This is a genomic window from Clostridium sp. BSD9I1 (genome assembly GCF_900185645.1).
GTDB lineage: Bacteria > Bacillota > Clostridia > Clostridiales > Clostridiaceae > Clostridium_AK.
On record NZ_FYAM01000002.1, the window covers coordinates 1 to 16,367 of the forward strand.

A 16,367-nucleotide genomic window follows, 5' to 3' on the forward strand; every position below is an offset into this window, starting at 1 on the left:
GCGTTCGTCCTGAGCCAGGATCAAACTCTCAATTTAAAAGTTTAATCTGTTTCGCTCATCGCGTTTCTTAACATTTAACTGTTAAGTAATTGACTGGTTTCTATTCTCTGTTCAATTTTCAAAGACCTTGTCGCTTTAAGCAACTTCTATATAATAGCATTTCTATTTATATTTGTCAACAATCTTTCAAAATGTTTTTCAAAGTATTGTTAACCACTGTGTTGCATGTCATTTATCTTATCGACGAATATTATCTTATCATGGCTTGACTCATATACTATTACTATTTAATTGCATTAACCCAAGCTAAGACACATCATCCTTTATTGCTCGACCATATACTTAATATCTCGCATAGTGATACACCCGATAAAGTTTAAAGGAAATTGCAATACAATTTCCTTTAATTATGAATGTTTTACATTCCAAGTAATTTTATAACTACCTTTATGTTTTCCTTCAACTTTTAATTTATAGGTAGAATCTTTTTCTATTTTAATTGTTTTCCTAATTAACTCCTTAGGATTTTCAATTTTAAATAATTCATTATCATTTTTGTCAACTAAAGTTATTTTTAAATCTCCTTCTTTTGTAACTATTTCAATATTTAAATTTAGTTCATCTCCTTCTTTAAGTTTAATAGAATTGAACTTGTGTCCATCAAAGCTTGAATATGACATCTCCATACTATTCTTAGTATTATTTTCAATAGAATTTGTTGATTTATAACTGCCACCAGAGCATCCTACTAAAAATAATATTATTAATTCGCTAATCAATACAATCATTTTATTTTTTAATTTATTAAACATCCCTTACATCTCCAACTATATTTTTGTAGCAACCTTACCTTGCAGTATTATACTTGCATCACATAGGTCAATTACCACCTAATATTTAACCTTCTTCTTGCTTGCAAAGAATCATAGCAAATATATGCATATAGAACCCTATAAATATAGTTATAAAACTTTTAGCTGCATATACTATGATATTAGTATCAGGTATTATCTTTAGAACACTTGCTATTAAACTCGTTATCACACCAATTATCGCTAACTTCCAAAAATATTTCTTTCCTATCTTCCTACCTTCACTAAATGCCTCTTCTGCACTTACATCATGATATATTAAGTAAGCTTCGCAAGGAATTACTGTTACTACTACATATACAAGAAGAATCATAACTGCTATTATGAAGAAAGGAATCATTATAGTAAAAATTGATAAAAGTGATATTCCTATAATTAGTGCACCGATTATAATAGTCAATGTCAAGTATCTTAGATAAAAATGAAGACTATCAATAAAAGCTTCTTTGTAATTTACTTCTTCATCTCTTACTATTATTTTTATAACTAAGTATAAAAACGAATAGACTAAAGGCACTGCAAGAATGGAAATTATAATTAAAAATAAATTACTTATCACTACAGCCTTACCATTTGCGCCTGAAATATTTCTTAGCAGTGTTTCTCCTCCTGTTATCATATCGTATTTATCCAAAGTTACACTACTACTAGTAAACTTAAAACTAGAAATTTGAAATAGTAGCTTTACCAAAATAAAGGGTAATAAAATCCTAAAACCTTCCCTGTACTTTTCCCAAGCTTCCTTATACATTTACACCCATCCCATCTATTAATGTTATACGCTGTTATTTTATCACAATATTCATACTATTACCATTTCGTAAAACTTGTTCCTATTTTTATGACGCAATACCATCTATTGTTATAATTTATGTTTATAGAATAGAAAATAGACTTCTTGTATATTTTTCGTATGATTACAGAAAATACTTTTATGGAAAAAAGATTTGTATTTTATGGTTTGTTAGGTTTTTGTATAGAGGTTCTTTGGACTGGACTTGGCTCTCTTTTTCGTGGAGATATAAAACTTACAGGCTTCACATATATATGGATGTTTCCAATATACGGTCTAGCATTGTTTTTAGAACCCATTCATGACAAGGTAAGGCACCTTCCTTTTTATATTAGAGGAGGGATTTATACAGTACTAATATTTATAGTAGAATTTTCAACTGGAATGATATTACGAAAGGTTTTAGGTGTTTGTCCTTGGAATTATACCACTCAACCTCTATCAATATACGGCTTAATCACATTAAGCTATGCTCCTGCTTGGTTTGTGGCTGGAATGTTTTTTGAAAGAATACACGATACTTTAATAAGAATTCAGCACAGCTTAATATAACTTAAATAAGTTATATTGTTGAATTTATTTTCATTAAGCTTGTTTATGAACAAGTTTAGCTCTCCTAGTAACTTTACTGTAAACCGTAAAAAAGCAAGGTACGCTAACTTATAAGTTAGCGTACCTTGCTTTTTTATCATCATCATATGACTTTTCTCTTATAGTTTAAATCATTTATTGTTGTATATTTATTGTCCTATCATTCTTTACTTCTGCTTTAAACCATCTTTTAGCAAATGTATTACCTACACTTCCTCCTAGAACCATAAAGATTAAAAATATCCAGCCAGACAGTGAAAAGTTAGCAATTGGAGTATATAATGCTCCTACATTACATCCATTGGCTAAACGAGTACCAATACCCATGGTGATACCACCTAATGCAAATAACGCTACTTCTCTTTTGGTTAAATGCATCTCTGACATGAATGTCTCCTTAAATTTGCCCGCAGTTAATAAGTAAATTGTTGTTCCAAGTAAGATACCAAAGTTCTGTACTGAAACCCCATGCTGGAAGAATGGCATAACAAAGGCTTTTGGTGACATTTTGGCAAAGGAAGCAATGGAATCAGCTGAAACTCCAAAATTCATTAAAAATTTACCAAACCAAATACCATAAGGAGTAGAAGCACCCCATCCTGCTTTCGTTACTCCCATTAGTAATGTAAATAATATACTAATAACTATTGCACCTTGTTTTAAAGTCCATGGTTTAACGAAAAAACGATTATAAGTTGCATTACTAAAAAATTTATAATCTTTACTGTCAAATGCTTCACTCTGATCTTGTATTTTTTCCATATTGTGACCGATGTAGGTATTTTTCTCCTTACGACGTCTTTCATAACGATAAGATAGAGAAATCACTACGCTGCAAAATACCCCCACCAATATAAGTGATCCCAAATATCCTTTTAGACCATCCCATTTGAAGAGATCTGGTAGATAAACTCCTCCACTCAATTTCTCACCAACTGGTGTTGAGAACCAAGAATTTTTAACCCATCCTGCAGTATTTTGCACAGGAAATCCAATAAATACTCCTAAACTGAAAAATATTAATGTAACTAAAGCTCTTGGTAAACCTGTTATTAAATCAGTAAGTACTCCAGAAGCACAACATGATGAAAATGCCATACCAAATCCAAATAGCACTCCACCTAAAATCAAGCCAAAGTTAATGGGATTTATCCAAAGATCATAGCTAGTAGGATCCCCATTAAATAAAACAGCAGCAGTTAATACACATGTTATGAAGAACATGAACATCATCGTTCTCATCAATTTCGTCGACCCAGTGTTATATGCACGATTAATACTACCTGCAAATCCTGTGTACGCTCTAGTCAAAGCATAACCTAGTCCTACTCCAATTAAAATTCTAAAAAACAGCGCATCTGTTTTTAAAAGTGTCTTACCAAAAATTAATACTAATAAAATCATTATAAATCCTAAAATATTTTCTGTCTTTTTCATTTTTACCTCCTATTATTTATTCTTAGCTTTTTATTTTTATGCAAGTTTGCTTAATTGTGAAAATCACATATAAGCTAAACTTGCATGTAATTTCATATTATAGGAAATTATAGTCTGTAACTATCTTTTCTCTATCAATTGTCTGATCATTAAAATATTCAAAGAAAGATATTCCCATAAATCCACCATATATATTATAGATATTATCAAAACCTAACTGTTGAAGGGCAACTGCTGCATTATAGCTTCTTTGTGCACTTCTGCAGTGTAAGTATACTGGCTGGTCTTTAGGTATTTCATTTATTCTATCTCTTAACTCGCTAAGCGGTATGTTTTTAGCTCCTTTTATGTGGCTTAACTCATACTCTGGTTTTTCTCTTACGTCTATTATATAAGCACCTTTTTCAACAAGTTCTCTTACTGAGCTATCTGGAACTTGCTTAAATACTCCGTTTAATAAGTTTGAACCAACGTATCCTGCAAAGTTAACTACATCTTTAGCAGTTCCAAACGGCGGAGCATAGCATAATTCTAAATCTCTTAAATCATTTATATTTGCACCAAACTTAATAGATGTTGCAATTACGTCCATTCTCTTATCAACATTTCCTCTGCCAATTGCTTGAGCACCTAATATTTTTCCAGTTGGTATTTCAAATAATAACTTGAAGTGCAGTGGTTCACATCCTGGCATTAAACCAACCTTATCTCCCGGAATCACTTTAACTACTTCATATTTAATGTTTAAGTTTAAAGCCTTTATCATTTCTTCAGTGAGTCCTGTTGCTGCTGCATTGTAATCGAAACATTTTACTACAGATGAACCAATGAATCCTGTGTTTGATACAAGCATTCCGTGAATGTGGTCAGCAACTTGTCTTGCCTGCTTTTGTGCTGGACCTGCTAATGCTAATTTAGTTTGAACCCCTGCTAATGCATGATAAACTTCTATAGCATCTCCAACAGCATATATATCTTTATCATTTGTTCTGTAGTTCTGATCTACCTTTATTGCTCCTGTTTCTCCAATTTCAAGTCCTGCTTTAACTGCAAGGTCTGTTTCTGGAGCTACACCAATTGCCATAACAACTGCTTCTGCTTCTATTTTCTTTCCAGATTCTAAAACTACAGTATCTTTTTCAAAGGAGTTTACTTTATCATTAACTATTAAATTCACACCCTTATCAAACATTTCTTTATGAAGTATCTGAGCCATATCATAATCAAATGTTTTCATTATGTGTGCTGCAGCCTCTACTAAAGTCACATTATAACCTGATTCCTTTAAGTTTTCAGCAACCTCAACTCCAATAAATCCTGCTCCAATTACTGCTACATTTTTGCTTTCAGTATTTTTTACAAATCTATTTAGCTTGTCTATATCTACAACGTTTCTTACTGTAAATAAGTTTACTTTTTCAATTCCCTTTATTGGTGGAACTACTGCCTTTGCACCTGGGGATAATATTAGTTTGTCATAATCCTCAGTATATGTTTCTCCAGTTAATACATTTTTAACTGTAACTTCTTTCTTTTCCCTATTGATATCCACCACTTCATTGTGTACTCTAGCATCTATATTGTATTGTGCTAAGAATTTATTTGGATGCATTAAAACTAAATCCTCTGATTTTTCTACTGTTCCACTTAAATGATATGGTAAGCAGCAGTTGGAAAAAGATACATGTGGATCCCTTTCAAACATTATTATTTTATCATTTTCTCCAAGTCTTCTAAGCCTTGCTGCTGCGGACGCTCCACCTGCAACTCCACCTACTATTAAGAATTTTCTACTCATATATTTACCTCCATATTTCATGTTAATTTTTATACTATTTACTTCATTTTAGTACTTTTTCTTATGAAGAATAATTAACAATTTAATTTTCTATTTTAAAGAATAATATACAAACAAATACACTGTTATCAATATATCTACACAATACTTTATAGAACCATTCATATCCCTTGTTAATTTTCTCTCAATCACAATGTTAATTATAATACAACATTATAGATTTTGATAATAAATAAGCGTTATACACCATAACAGTTTCTTATATATGAAATTCTATATAATGATTTCTTATACATTAAATATCATATAGAAACCTTTTCATTAAAAATAAAAGTGCCTTATATACAAACATTGATAGAGTTTGTATATAAGGCACTATCTAATACTATTTATATCTTTAAGAAAATTTAAGTTCTTCATTTTGATACTTGATAATATCTAATATTTCTTCTCTTATATCCATATATTTAGATGTATATCTTGTATTTTCATGATTTACACCTGATATATTACAAGTGAAATTTGTATCAAATTCCTTGACAATTTTACCTGGTCTACTTGACATTACAATAATCCTTGTGCCAAGTGATAATGCTTCATCCACATCATGAGTAATAAGAAAAACTGTATTTCCTATCGTAGCCCAAACCTTTTTTATTAAAGTTTGCATATTTTGTCTTGTTAAAGCATCTAATGCCCCAAATGGTTCATCCATTAAAATCACTCTTGGTTTATTCACTAAAACTCTTGCAAGAGAAGCTCTTTGCTTCATACCTCCTGACAGTTCATAGGGCTTATGCTTTTCAAAACCTTTTAGTTCAACAAGTTCTAAGTATTTATCAGTACATTGTTCAAGTTCGCTTTTGGGAATTTTTCTCATTTTTAGTCCAAAAGCAACATTATCATGGACATTTAACCACGGATATAAGGTAGGGCTTTGAAAAACCACACCTCTATGCCAATCAGGCCCACTAATAATCTCATTATCCATTTTAGCTTCGCCATCCGATGGTTTAAGAAAGCCTGCAATAATCTTTAACAGTGTACTTTTACCACAACCTGATGGACCGAGCACACATATGAACTCCCCTTCTTTAATATCTAAATTTATATTTTGAAGAGCAATAACTTCGCCTTTTTCACCAGAGTATCTAAAATTTACATCTTTTAAGGTTATAACCTGCTCTGTTTTACCCTTTACTATCTCATCCATTGGAAACTCTCCATTTCTATTATACTGCTTAAAACCTTATTATTTTAAAGCATTTTCTATATATGATGGATTTACAGCTTTTTCAAAAACATCTAGTTTCGGTTCATTCATAAGGCTCTTTTGTTTATATAAGAAATCAGCTGTATCCTTTAATGAATTTACTAAATTACCTTTTTTCTCACTCGTTCCAAAGTATGCAGGATCCAATTGTTGCTCTGCAGCAAGCCAAATAGACCCTTTTGTTTGCTTTAGTGCTTCTTCTTCCGTAATATTTAATTCTTTGGCAATTGTTTTAACTGCCTCTCGTTGATTTTCATTATATAGCTTAACAGCTTTATTTACCGCTTTTATGTACTTTGATACTATATCTGGATACTTCTGTGAAAATTCTCTTCTAACAACCTCTACATTAGATGTAACCACGCCTTTTGCCGCCATGTCCTTGCTCGAAAGCAGCATTTTGCCATCCTTTAAAAGGTTAGAAAGTGTAGGTTCCCAAGCATAAGCTGCATCTATATCTCCTCTTTGCCACGCTGCGTATATTTCAGGCATCTGCATGTCGTATAAAGTTACGTCTTTTTGAGAAATACCATTTAGCTCTAAAGCCTTTAATAAGCTGTAATGTGTTGTAGTAGTAAATGGTGTAGCAATCTTTTTGCCTACAAGATCCTTCACTGAATTAATATTGGAATCTTTTTTAACTACTAATTTTTCTGCTTCTCCAAGTACTTCATGTATCCAAATCGTTTCTACATCAATACCACTGGCAATGCCCTGCGTTGCAGAAGCTGACCCAAGCAAGGCAAAGTCAATATCCTTTGAAACAAGAGCATTTCTTATATCCCCTGCTTCAAATTGAATAATATTAACTTTAACTCCAAGCTCTTCTTCAAAATACTTCTTTGATATAGCAATTTTTTCATCATTAGGCATTACTTGAGTACCTATATTTACAACCTTAGGCGCCCCTGTTGAAGTTGTATTATTTTCTGTAGTTTTTTTCGAAGTTCCACATGCTGCACATAATGCTGTTACTATAGTAAGCATTATAATATTTGCTAGTATCTTTTTTAGTTTCATAATTATCACTCCTATGCAAATTACTTTTTCTATATCTTTTGCTTTTTACAACTTTTATTCTTTCCCCTTCCAAGGGACAACTTTGTGCTCAATAAGTTGTATACTTTTATCCAATAAAATACCTGTTATTCCCATTATAATGATTCCTAAGAAAATGATGTCACTTCTCAAGTAACGACTTGCATCTAATACCATCCACCCGATCCCAGAGTTCGCTGCAACCATTTCAGCAGATACTAAGGTGGTGTAAGCAACACCTAATGCTGTTCTAAGTCCTGTAAATATATCAGGCAAACATGCTGGAACTATTACATAAATAAATATTTGCAATTTATTAGCGCCTACTATGTAAGCACTGTTTATATAATCTTCCTTTATCTTTATAACCGCTGCTACGCAAGAAATATAAATAGGTGCAAAGCAAGCTAAGAATAAAAGTGCAATCTTAGACTCGTTTTCAATTCCTAACCATAAAACTAATAGTGTATAATAAGCTAATGGCGGAAGTGGACGGTAAAACTCTATAACAGGTTCTAAAATAGCCCTAATCTTTGAATTATAGCCACTTGCAAGGCCTAAGGGAACTGCAAGAATAACTGCACATACAAAAGCAATAATAAGTCTTTCCATACTTGCTCCTAAATGCTCTAGCAATGTGTAATTCTTATATCCATTTTCCATAATACCAATAAAAGCAATCCATACGGATTGTGGAGATGGCACTAATTTAGGATCAACCAATCCTTGCATTGCTGTTATAAACCATATAGCTAAAATAATGAACACTGTTCCAAAAGCTAGCACTTTTTCATATGTATTTTTTTTACCCACCATTATTCCTCATTTCTTTTAGGTTGTACTATAATAAATAGTATTAAAGTACTACGAATTTTATAAAAAATTGTAATTATACTTCAAATCTTCATGCTCCTCAGGTGCCCAAGGGATTACTATTATAGCATAAAAAAAGTTAGATATTTCTCTAACTCCCTTGTCATATAAAGGTTATATAGTTTAACCAGCCTTGTTAAGCTTATCTCAATCTCACTATTAAATTATAATATAGTGTTGTATATTTTTATAATAATTATTCTTTATGCTACATAAGAAATCTTTATACACTAACTTTATCTCCTAAAATACTTCTATGTTTTATTTATTTTTATATAAAGTAGTGATACAATATAATGTACTATAATATATAAGAATTATTTTTAACTTTGAACGAGGTGAGATTATGAATCTTGAACATCTCCAAGCATTTTATGAAACTGTAAAATATAACAGTATCTCAAAGGCAGCCGAGTCCCTTCACCTTACTCAACCAGGACTTAGTATGCAACTTAAAAATCTAGAAAAAGAGTTTGGAGCAAGACTTTTAACCCGAAGCAATAAAGGCGTGGAACTAACTGAAGAGGGCAAAGTTGTATTTAACTATGCTGATACTATTTTATCTATTAAAGGGAATATTGAAAGAGACCTGAAAAATTTACAAAAAGATACTCCTAAACTTATGGTTACCTCTTGCAAAAGCGTAGGTGAGTACGCTCTTCCTTGCAGCATTTATACATTTAAAAAACTTCATAAAGAAGTAGATATAGATATGAAAGTTGTAAATTCTACTGAAGTGATACAAAATTTACATGATCACACTATTAATATTGGCATTATTCAAGATGAGCCACTATCAGATGATATAGACATAAAAAAGATAATTTCAGATGAGTTGATCTTAGTTGGAAAAAGCTACAATGCTAAAAAAACAATTTCCATAGAAGAGCTAAAAAAGCTACCCTTAATTCTAAGAGAAAAAACTTCAAATACTAGATATCTTGTTGATGCAGCATTAAAGAAAAAAGGAGTTAGCATCAAGGATTTAAATGTTATATACGATTTAAATTCTCCCGAAGCTATTAAATCTTCTATTTCTGCAGGAAATGGATTTTCTTTTTTACCAAGATTAATCCTTCGAAAAGAATTAAAGCAAGGTATAATTCAGTCAATTGAGGTAGAAGGGATTAAAATCAACTTTAATTATAATATTGCTTATAGGAAAAACTATACATTTACTGAGTACGAACAAAAATTTGTAGATTTTATCACTTCTAACAAAAAAGGATTTTGCTAATATAGGAAGAATATATATTCTTCCTATATTAAAAATCTAGTTATAATTTTAGTTCCTACCCAAGCTCCTAAGGTCACAAAAATCCAAAAAAACCAGGCGTGTAGTGAAAAGGATGGAATCCCACTAAAGAAACTTCCTATATTGCATCCACCTGCAATTCTAGCACCATATCCCATAACAATACCTCCAATAAGAGCAAATATGACTTGCTTCTTATCCTTAACCTTTTTCCACTTAAATTGAGATGCTAATAATGTAGCAATTAAAGAGCCTACAACTACTGCAACATCCAAAATCACATGCTTATTAATGAATATACTATGACTTGCAATTATATCTTCATAGTCACTTCTAAAATAACTAAAATAGTCCCATTTAAAAGGTTCCAATCCAACCCATTCTAAAATCCCAGCACTCCACAGTAAAAATCCACTAGTTACATGCCAAGTCATACCACTTACAGCTAATAAGATTACATTTATTAATCCAAGTAAGATTCCCCCAACCCAATATGGCCAAGGTTTTCTTAACCACTTCACAACAGAATCCATTTTTCCCCTCCTATGTTTTCATGGCTTTTGAATATATACTTCAAAATCTCCATATTCCAATTCAACAACTTTTACTGGGTAATTATTTTGCTCCCCCCATTCTTCTACAATAGCTCCAACACAACTTTGATCAGATTTTAAGACTAAAATATCTCCAGACTTCATTGTTTTTAATTCTCTTATTGCCTTAATCAAAGGAACAGGACATGCTTCATACAAACAATCAAGTTCTTTCACTTCCATATTAATTCCTCCAAAACCTATCTTTTACTATTTGTTTTCATATTTACACGCAATCTTATACAGCATTGTTAAAATAGTCATTTGTATTATAACCACAACTTTTAAATCCACATATTCTGGAAAATAAATTACCTTTGTATTTTTAATAATGCGTTCATACCAGAACGGATAATCGCGAATTCCAAGAGCACTTCCAATGAAGAATCCTAATAAAACAATCCATTGCAGCGCATGACCTTCCCCAATCCTCATAAGTACTCCTGATCCACATCCTCCCGCAATAGTCATGCCAATTCCAAATAAAAAAGCTCCAATCATAATATGAATTCCTACCGAGCTTACAAAACCAGGGATATATGTATAATCAATAACATCACCTTTTAAATATAAATATTGAATTATGGCAAATCCTAAAGTACTTATCATCATTCCAAGAAGCATTGCTTTCAACAATTTTACATTACCAATTAATAAAGGATCTCTAATGGCTGCGGAAAAACAAAATCTAGAATATCTTAAAACAATTCCAATTGAAATACCTAAAATCCAATATGCAATATATTCATGATTAAGTTTCCAAAGAATTATACAAATAATTATTGCAATTATAAATATTATAATTGCATAAGGAATTTGATTTTTTTTCTTACTACCTTCTTTTGTACGTTTTTGTATTAATATATCCATTTCATTTGCCAAAGTATCACCCTCCTTTAACATTGTAATTTCACCGAAATTCTACATCACATATTATATCAAAAAAATAATGCAAATAATGACAGTTACCTATAAAGTTAAAGAATCAACTTCATATAGACAACTGTCATCATTTATAAAAACATTATTTAATACCCTTCATGTTTCCTTTAAGTGCCTTTACACGACCGTTTACATAATTCATCAATTCGCGCTTATCATCCTTCACACTGTTAGGAGCATTGGACACTATATTAATAAGATCTAATCTATTCATCTTCACGTCTTCAGCAATTTTATAAGCTAAACACCTATTTTTTACTTTCCAGTAGGTATTATTAAACTCTACCGCTTGTCTTTTGTTATAGTATCCTTTTTCTACGCCAAATTCAAATAAATCAGCAGCTACTTCTAATTCCTCTAAATCTTGAACTTCTAGAGTTTCATTAATAAGATCTTGAAAGTTCTTCATTATAGCACCCTTTCTTTCATTATGTAATAATATTTTGCGCTTTTGCTCCTCATAATATACTTAGTATATTATTTTTCCATAGTATAAACTTGAAAAAACCTGAAGACTTATCTTCAGGTTTTTATTATTTTAACAAATTAAAGTATTGTTATATCTTCAGCTTGAGGACCTTTTGCTCCATCAACAACATTAAAAGATACTTTCTGTCCTTCTTCTAAAGTCTTGAATCCTTCTTTGTTGATTTGTGAAAAGTGAGCAAATACGTCATTTCCCTCTTCTGTAGTAATAAATCCAAATCCTTTTTCTCCATTAAACCATTTTACTGTACCAGTCATTATTTCTTACCTCCGAAACTTCTATTCCTTTAATTCTTTATAAAAAGTAAATTACAAACAATTTTTTTCATAAAAATGTTTATTTAGTAAATCATTACTTCTGAATTAAGGTTCTATATTAGTATATACCATATTAAAAATTTTTCAAGTGTTTTTTGATAAATATATTTATCAAATTACATATTTATTTTTAAAACCACCACATTAATCTAAATTTCCATTATGATAGGCAAAATAATTGGTCTTCGTTTTGTTTTTTCATATAAAAATCTTTCTGTTGCACTTTTCATGTTACCTTTTAATACATACCATTCAATAACTTTATTTTCTAAGCAGCCACTAAGCTCTTTTTTGACAATTTCTTTTACTTCATTTATCAAAGCTTCTGATTCCTTTGCATACACAAATCCCCTAGTTATTACATCAGGACCTGCTATTATACTATAAGTTTCTCTTTCTAAAGTTACAACAATTGTAAGCATTCCATCTTCGGCTAAGTGCTTTCTATCTCTAAGAACTATATTGCCAACGTCTCCTACTCCAAGTCCATCCACGAATACAGATCCTGTGTGAACCCTTCCGGATATTTTGGTTTCCTTATCTGATAGCTCTAAAACTTGACCTGTTTCTAAAGTAAATATTTGTTTTGCATCCATACCTAGTTTTTGGGCTAACTTTGCGTGATGTTTTAAATGCCTATATTCGCCATGAACTGGCATAAAGTACTTAGGATGAACCAAAGTATGAACAAGCTTTAATTCTTCTTGGTATGCATGCCCTGATACATGTACTTCTTCTAAATCATCATAAATTACCTCTGCGCCCTTTCTAAACAACTCATTAATTACTCTAGATATAAACTTTTCGTTGCCTGGAATTGGAGATGCAGAGATGATAAATAAATCCTTTGGTTCAATTTTAATTTTTCTATGATTTGAAAAAGCTATTCTAGCTAGCGCTGCCATAGATTCTCCTTGGCTTCCTGTGGTTATTATAGTTATTTTTTCATTAGTATAATTTTTAACTTCATCTAGAGTTATCATAGATCCTTCTGGAATATGTAAGTATCCAAGTTCCATAGCTACCTTTGATACATTTTCCATACTTCTCCCACTAAAGGTTACTTTTCTCCCATATTCAACGGATGCATCCACTATTTGCTGCATTCTATGAATATTAGAGGCAAATGTTGCCACTATTACTCTTCCTTCTGCATTTACAAAAACTCTATTAAAGGTTTCTCCTATAGACTTTTCTGAAATTGTATGTCCAATACGCTCTACATTTGTACTATCAGCCATTAAAAGAAGTACTCCCTCTTTTCCTAAAGTTGAAATACGCTCTAAATCCATTACTTTGCCATCAATAGGCGTGTAATCTATTTTAAAATCACCAGTGTGCAATATAACCCCAATAGGTGTATGAATAGCAAGAGCACAGGAATCTGCTATACTATGAGTTACTCTAATAAATTCAATGCTTAAATTTTCTAGCTTTATTATGTCAGAAGTATTTACTACGTTAAGCTGACAATCTGAAATCAATGCATGTTCTTCTAATTTAGTTCTAATCATACCTAATGTTAAATTTGTACCATAAATAGGCGCATTTAACTGTTTTAAAATATAAGGAAGTGAACCTATATGATCCTCATGACCATGAGTTATAAAAAAACCCTTTACCTTTTCCTTATTATTTAGTAAATAAGTTATATCTGGAATCACTAAATCTACACCATACATATCTTCGTCTGGGAACGCTATACCACAGTCTATAACAATAATTTCATCTTTATATTCAATTGCTGTTATATTTTTGCCTATTTCCCCAAGCCCTCCCAAGGGAATAACCCTTACACTATCTTCATTTTTCACTTAATCACCTCATTCACTTAAAAACTTATTTAATTTTAATGGCTATGCTCACCATGGCAAGCACAAGTAGTTTCCTTATTAACTAGATCACCTTGTAAATATTTCTGCATGATATCCTCAATCTTTCCTGATGCACCTTTTACAACTCCTAATCCCTTTTCTTCTAAAGCATTGTATGCATTTTCTCCCATACCACCTGCAATAACTACTGAAACTCCCTCATTTTCAAGAAGATCTGCTAACCCCTCATGGTTATGCTGCAAGCCTTCTGTAGAAACTTCTTTAGTATGAATAACTTTATTTTCTCTACCCTGATCAATATCTACAATAGCAAAGCATGTGCTTCTTCCGAAGTGCTGATTTAACATTTCTCCATCTTTAGGTAATGCTATTTTCATTTAAATTCACCTCATATTTAAAATTTATTTTCTAAATATAATTATTCTCATTTTTAAATATAATATTACATTAATAAAAATAAAAAAATAAACCTTAAGATTTCTCTAAAGGTTTATTTTTTTATTACATATTATAATAAAGACTTTCTGAAGCATATACAGGGTCACAAGTTATATCTATCCCAAGCTTTCTAAAGGTTTGTTCATCATTTCCGCTTATGATAGCAGTTGAATGAGCCTGACATCCTTTAAGCATTGATAATTTCTCCATAGCTACTTGTGCTGTTGGATTTGTAACAGCACATATGCTAAGTGCCATTAGGATTTCTTCAGCATCTAAAGATGTACTTCTATTACCTAGTGTTTTTGATTTTAAATTTGTAATTGGTTCTAATACAACTGGTGAAATAAGATGTATTTCATCAGATATATTCCCAAGATATTTTATAGCATTTAAAACTACAGCAGCAGTTGCATCCATAAGTTCTGAGCCTTTACCTGTAATTATTGTACCATCATTAAGCTCTAAAGCTACCACTGGACAAACATCATTTTTATCAGCAGTTTCTTTTAGCTTAGAAGAATATTCTCTTGATGGTATAACTACTTTTCTATCCTCAGGTTTTAAATTAACCTCTTCCATAATAAGCTTTATTCTTTCAAAAGTTTCCTTATCTAAGTAACCCTTTTTGTATTCACAACTTGTTTTAAAGTATCTTCTAATTATTTCTTGTTTAGAAGCTTCCTTAACAACTTCATCATTAACTATTCCAAAACCTACTCGATTAACTCCCATATCAGTTGGGGATTTGTACATAGACTCCTTGCCAGTTATTTTTTCTATTATCTTCTTAAGAACTGGAAATAATTCTAGGTCACGATTATAATTTACAGACATCTCATTGTAAGCTTCAAGATGGAAAGAGTCTATCATATTCACATCTTTTAAATCTACTGTTGCTGCTTCATAAGCTATATTTAAAGGATGCTTTAAAGGAACGTTCCATACTGGGAATGTTTCAAATTTTGAATATCCTGCAACTCTACCTCTTTTGTTTTCATGATAAAGCTGGCTTAAACAAGTTCCAAGTTTTCCGCTTCCTGGTCCTGGTGCTGTTACAACAACTATAGGCTTCGAAGTTTCAATATATGGGTTTGCTCCATATCCTTCGTCACTTACAATTGTATTAACATCTGTAGGATATCCCTTAGTTGGAGCATGTTTATATACTTTTATTCCTCTACGTTCAAGCTTGTTTATGAATACAGTTGCAGCTGGTTGGTTTTCATATCTTGTTATTACAACACTATTTACATCTAGCTCATAGCCCCTAAGCTCATCGATAAGTCTTAAAACATCCATATCATAAGTGATGCCAAAATCTCCCCTTATCTTGTTTCTTTCAATATCTCCTGCATATACGCAAATAACTATTTCCGCTTTTTCTCTTAATTTATGTAGTAATTTAATTTTTACATTTTCATCATATCCTGGTAAAACTCTTTTTGCATGAAAATCTTGTAAAAGCTTTCCACCAAACTCTAAATATAATTTATCATAATTATTAACTCTTTCTAAAATATATTTAGATTGTTCTTCTAAATACTTCCTATTATCAAATCCAATATTCATTTTTAACGCCTCACTATCTATAATAATTATTTAACTATTTGGTGATTGATATAATTTAGTAAATAGCAACAATTAATTCGTATTTACGACATTTTATTATGACATAAAACTTAATTAAAGTAAATAGAATGAGGAAAATTACTGTGTATTTTTTTATTAATTAAATATAAAAATAATCAATTATAGATGTTTTTATGCCAAAACCATATTTTAATAGATACTGATTAATAAATAACCTCTAGCACTAAAAAAG

The 16,367-nt window shown here is 31.1% G+C and carries 17 protein-coding genes; 2 read left to right on the forward strand and 15 right to left on the reverse strand.

The window, feature by feature from the left end; all coding sequences use genetic code 11:
- Positions 1 to 407: 407 nt before the first annotated feature.
- Together BSD9I1_RS00015 and BSD9I1_RS00020 are read right to left on the reverse strand one after the other, a co-directional pair.
- On the reverse strand, positions 408 to 812 hold the full coding sequence (locus BSD9I1_RS00015) for a hypothetical protein (protein ID WP_186428589.1): 405 nt from the start codon (positions 810 to 812) through the stop codon (positions 408 to 410).
- Positions 813 to 897: 85 nt separating this feature from the next.
- Positions 898 to 1,623, reverse strand: coding sequence for a hypothetical protein (locus BSD9I1_RS00020; protein ID WP_035311811.1), 726 nt, complete (start codon positions 1,621 to 1,623; stop codon positions 898 to 900).
- Positions 1,624 to 1,806: 183 nt separating this feature from the next.
- On the opposite strand from BSD9I1_RS00020, the gene BSD9I1_RS00025 reads away from it, so the two are divergent.
- Positions 1,807 to 2,217: a hypothetical protein gene (locus BSD9I1_RS00025; protein WP_186428590.1), complete on the forward strand. Its 411-nt coding sequence runs from the start codon at positions 1,807 to 1,809 to the stop codon at positions 2,215 to 2,217.
- Between the two features lie 174 nt (positions 2,218 to 2,391).
- Here BSD9I1_RS00025 and BSD9I1_RS00030 read toward each other — a convergent pair whose 3' ends face one another.
- The 5 genes from BSD9I1_RS00030 to BSD9I1_RS00050 all read right to left on the reverse strand — a co-directional run bounded on the left by BSD9I1_RS00030 (position 2,392) and on the right by BSD9I1_RS00050 (position 8,615).
- Complete coding sequence (locus tag BSD9I1_RS00030; RefSeq protein WP_186428591.1) at positions 2,392 to 3,693, reverse strand: YeeE/YedE family protein; 1,302 nt, start codon at positions 3,691 to 3,693, stop codon at positions 2,392 to 2,394.
- Positions 3,694 to 3,790: 97 nt separating this feature from the next.
- On the reverse strand, positions 3,791 to 5,491 hold the full coding sequence (locus BSD9I1_RS00035) for an FAD-dependent oxidoreductase (protein ID WP_186428592.1): 1,701 nt from the start codon (positions 5,489 to 5,491) through the stop codon (positions 3,791 to 3,793).
- A 397-nt stretch (positions 5,492 to 5,888) separates the two neighbouring features.
- The gene (locus tag BSD9I1_RS00040) at positions 5,889 to 6,704 is read right to left on the reverse strand and encodes an ABC transporter ATP-binding protein (RefSeq protein ID WP_186428593.1); all 816 of its coding nucleotides are present in this window, start codon (positions 6,702 to 6,704) and stop codon (positions 5,889 to 5,891) included.
- 39 nt (positions 6,705 to 6,743) lie between these two features.
- Positions 6,744 to 7,784 carry an aliphatic sulfonate ABC transporter substrate-binding protein gene (locus tag BSD9I1_RS00045; protein ID WP_186428594.1) on the reverse strand — a complete coding sequence of 347 codons (1,041 nt, stop codon included), beginning with the start codon at positions 7,782 to 7,784 and terminating at the stop codon, positions 6,744 to 6,746.
- A gap of 54 nt (positions 7,785 to 7,838) precedes the next feature.
- Positions 7,839 to 8,615 carry an ABC transporter permease gene (locus BSD9I1_RS00050; RefSeq protein ID WP_242966371.1) on the reverse strand — a complete coding sequence of 259 codons (777 nt, stop codon included), beginning with the start codon at positions 8,613 to 8,615 and terminating at the stop codon, positions 7,839 to 7,841.
- Between the two features lie 406 nt (positions 8,616 to 9,021).
- Between BSD9I1_RS00050 and BSD9I1_RS00055 the strand changes: the two genes are divergently transcribed.
- A complete protein-coding gene (locus BSD9I1_RS00055) occupies positions 9,022 to 9,912 on the forward strand; it encodes a LysR family transcriptional regulator (RefSeq protein WP_186428596.1) in 891 nt (296 codons plus the stop codon).
- Between the two features lie 23 nt (positions 9,913 to 9,935).
- Here the strand turns inward: BSD9I1_RS00055 and BSD9I1_RS00060 are convergent, their stop codons facing one another.
- The 8 genes from BSD9I1_RS00060 to BSD9I1_RS00095 form a co-directional block, all read right to left on the reverse strand.
- The gene (locus tag BSD9I1_RS00060; protein ID WP_186428597.1) at positions 9,936 to 10,463 is read right to left on the reverse strand and encodes a YeeE/YedE thiosulfate transporter family protein; all 528 of its coding nucleotides are present in this window, start codon (positions 10,461 to 10,463) and stop codon (positions 9,936 to 9,938) included.
- An 18-nt stretch (positions 10,464 to 10,481) separates the two neighbouring features.
- Positions 10,482 to 10,706, reverse strand: a complete 225-nt coding sequence (locus tag BSD9I1_RS00065) for a sulfurtransferase TusA family protein (RefSeq protein WP_186428598.1) — start codon at positions 10,704 to 10,706, stop codon at positions 10,482 to 10,484.
- 27 nt (positions 10,707 to 10,733) lie between these two features.
- Positions 10,734 to 11,405, reverse strand: coding sequence for a YeeE/YedE thiosulfate transporter family protein (locus BSD9I1_RS00070; RefSeq protein WP_186428599.1), 672 nt, complete (start codon positions 11,403 to 11,405; stop codon positions 10,734 to 10,736).
- Positions 11,406 to 11,547: 142 nt separating this feature from the next.
- The gene (locus BSD9I1_RS00075; protein ID WP_035311832.1) at positions 11,548 to 11,874 is read right to left on the reverse strand and encodes a hypothetical protein; all 327 of its coding nucleotides are present in this window, start codon (positions 11,872 to 11,874) and stop codon (positions 11,548 to 11,550) included.
- 137 nt (positions 11,875 to 12,011) lie between these two features.
- Positions 12,012 to 12,209, reverse strand: coding sequence for a cold-shock protein (locus BSD9I1_RS00080; RefSeq protein WP_035311833.1), 198 nt, complete (start codon positions 12,207 to 12,209; stop codon positions 12,012 to 12,014).
- A 209-nt stretch (positions 12,210 to 12,418) separates the two neighbouring features.
- A complete protein-coding gene (locus BSD9I1_RS00085; protein ID WP_186428600.1) occupies positions 12,419 to 14,083 on the reverse strand; it encodes a ribonuclease J in 1,665 nt (554 codons plus the stop codon).
- Positions 14,084 to 14,118: 35 nt separating this feature from the next.
- A complete protein-coding gene (locus BSD9I1_RS00090) occupies positions 14,119 to 14,481 on the reverse strand; it encodes a NifB/NifX family molybdenum-iron cluster-binding protein (RefSeq protein ID WP_186428601.1) in 363 nt (120 codons plus the stop codon).
- Positions 14,482 to 14,605: 124 nt separating this feature from the next.
- Entirely contained in the window at positions 14,606 to 16,114 is a 1,509-nt protein-coding gene (locus tag BSD9I1_RS00095; RefSeq protein ID WP_035311837.1) for a DUF1846 domain-containing protein, read from the reverse strand.
- Positions 16,115 to 16,367 lie beyond the last annotated feature (253 nt).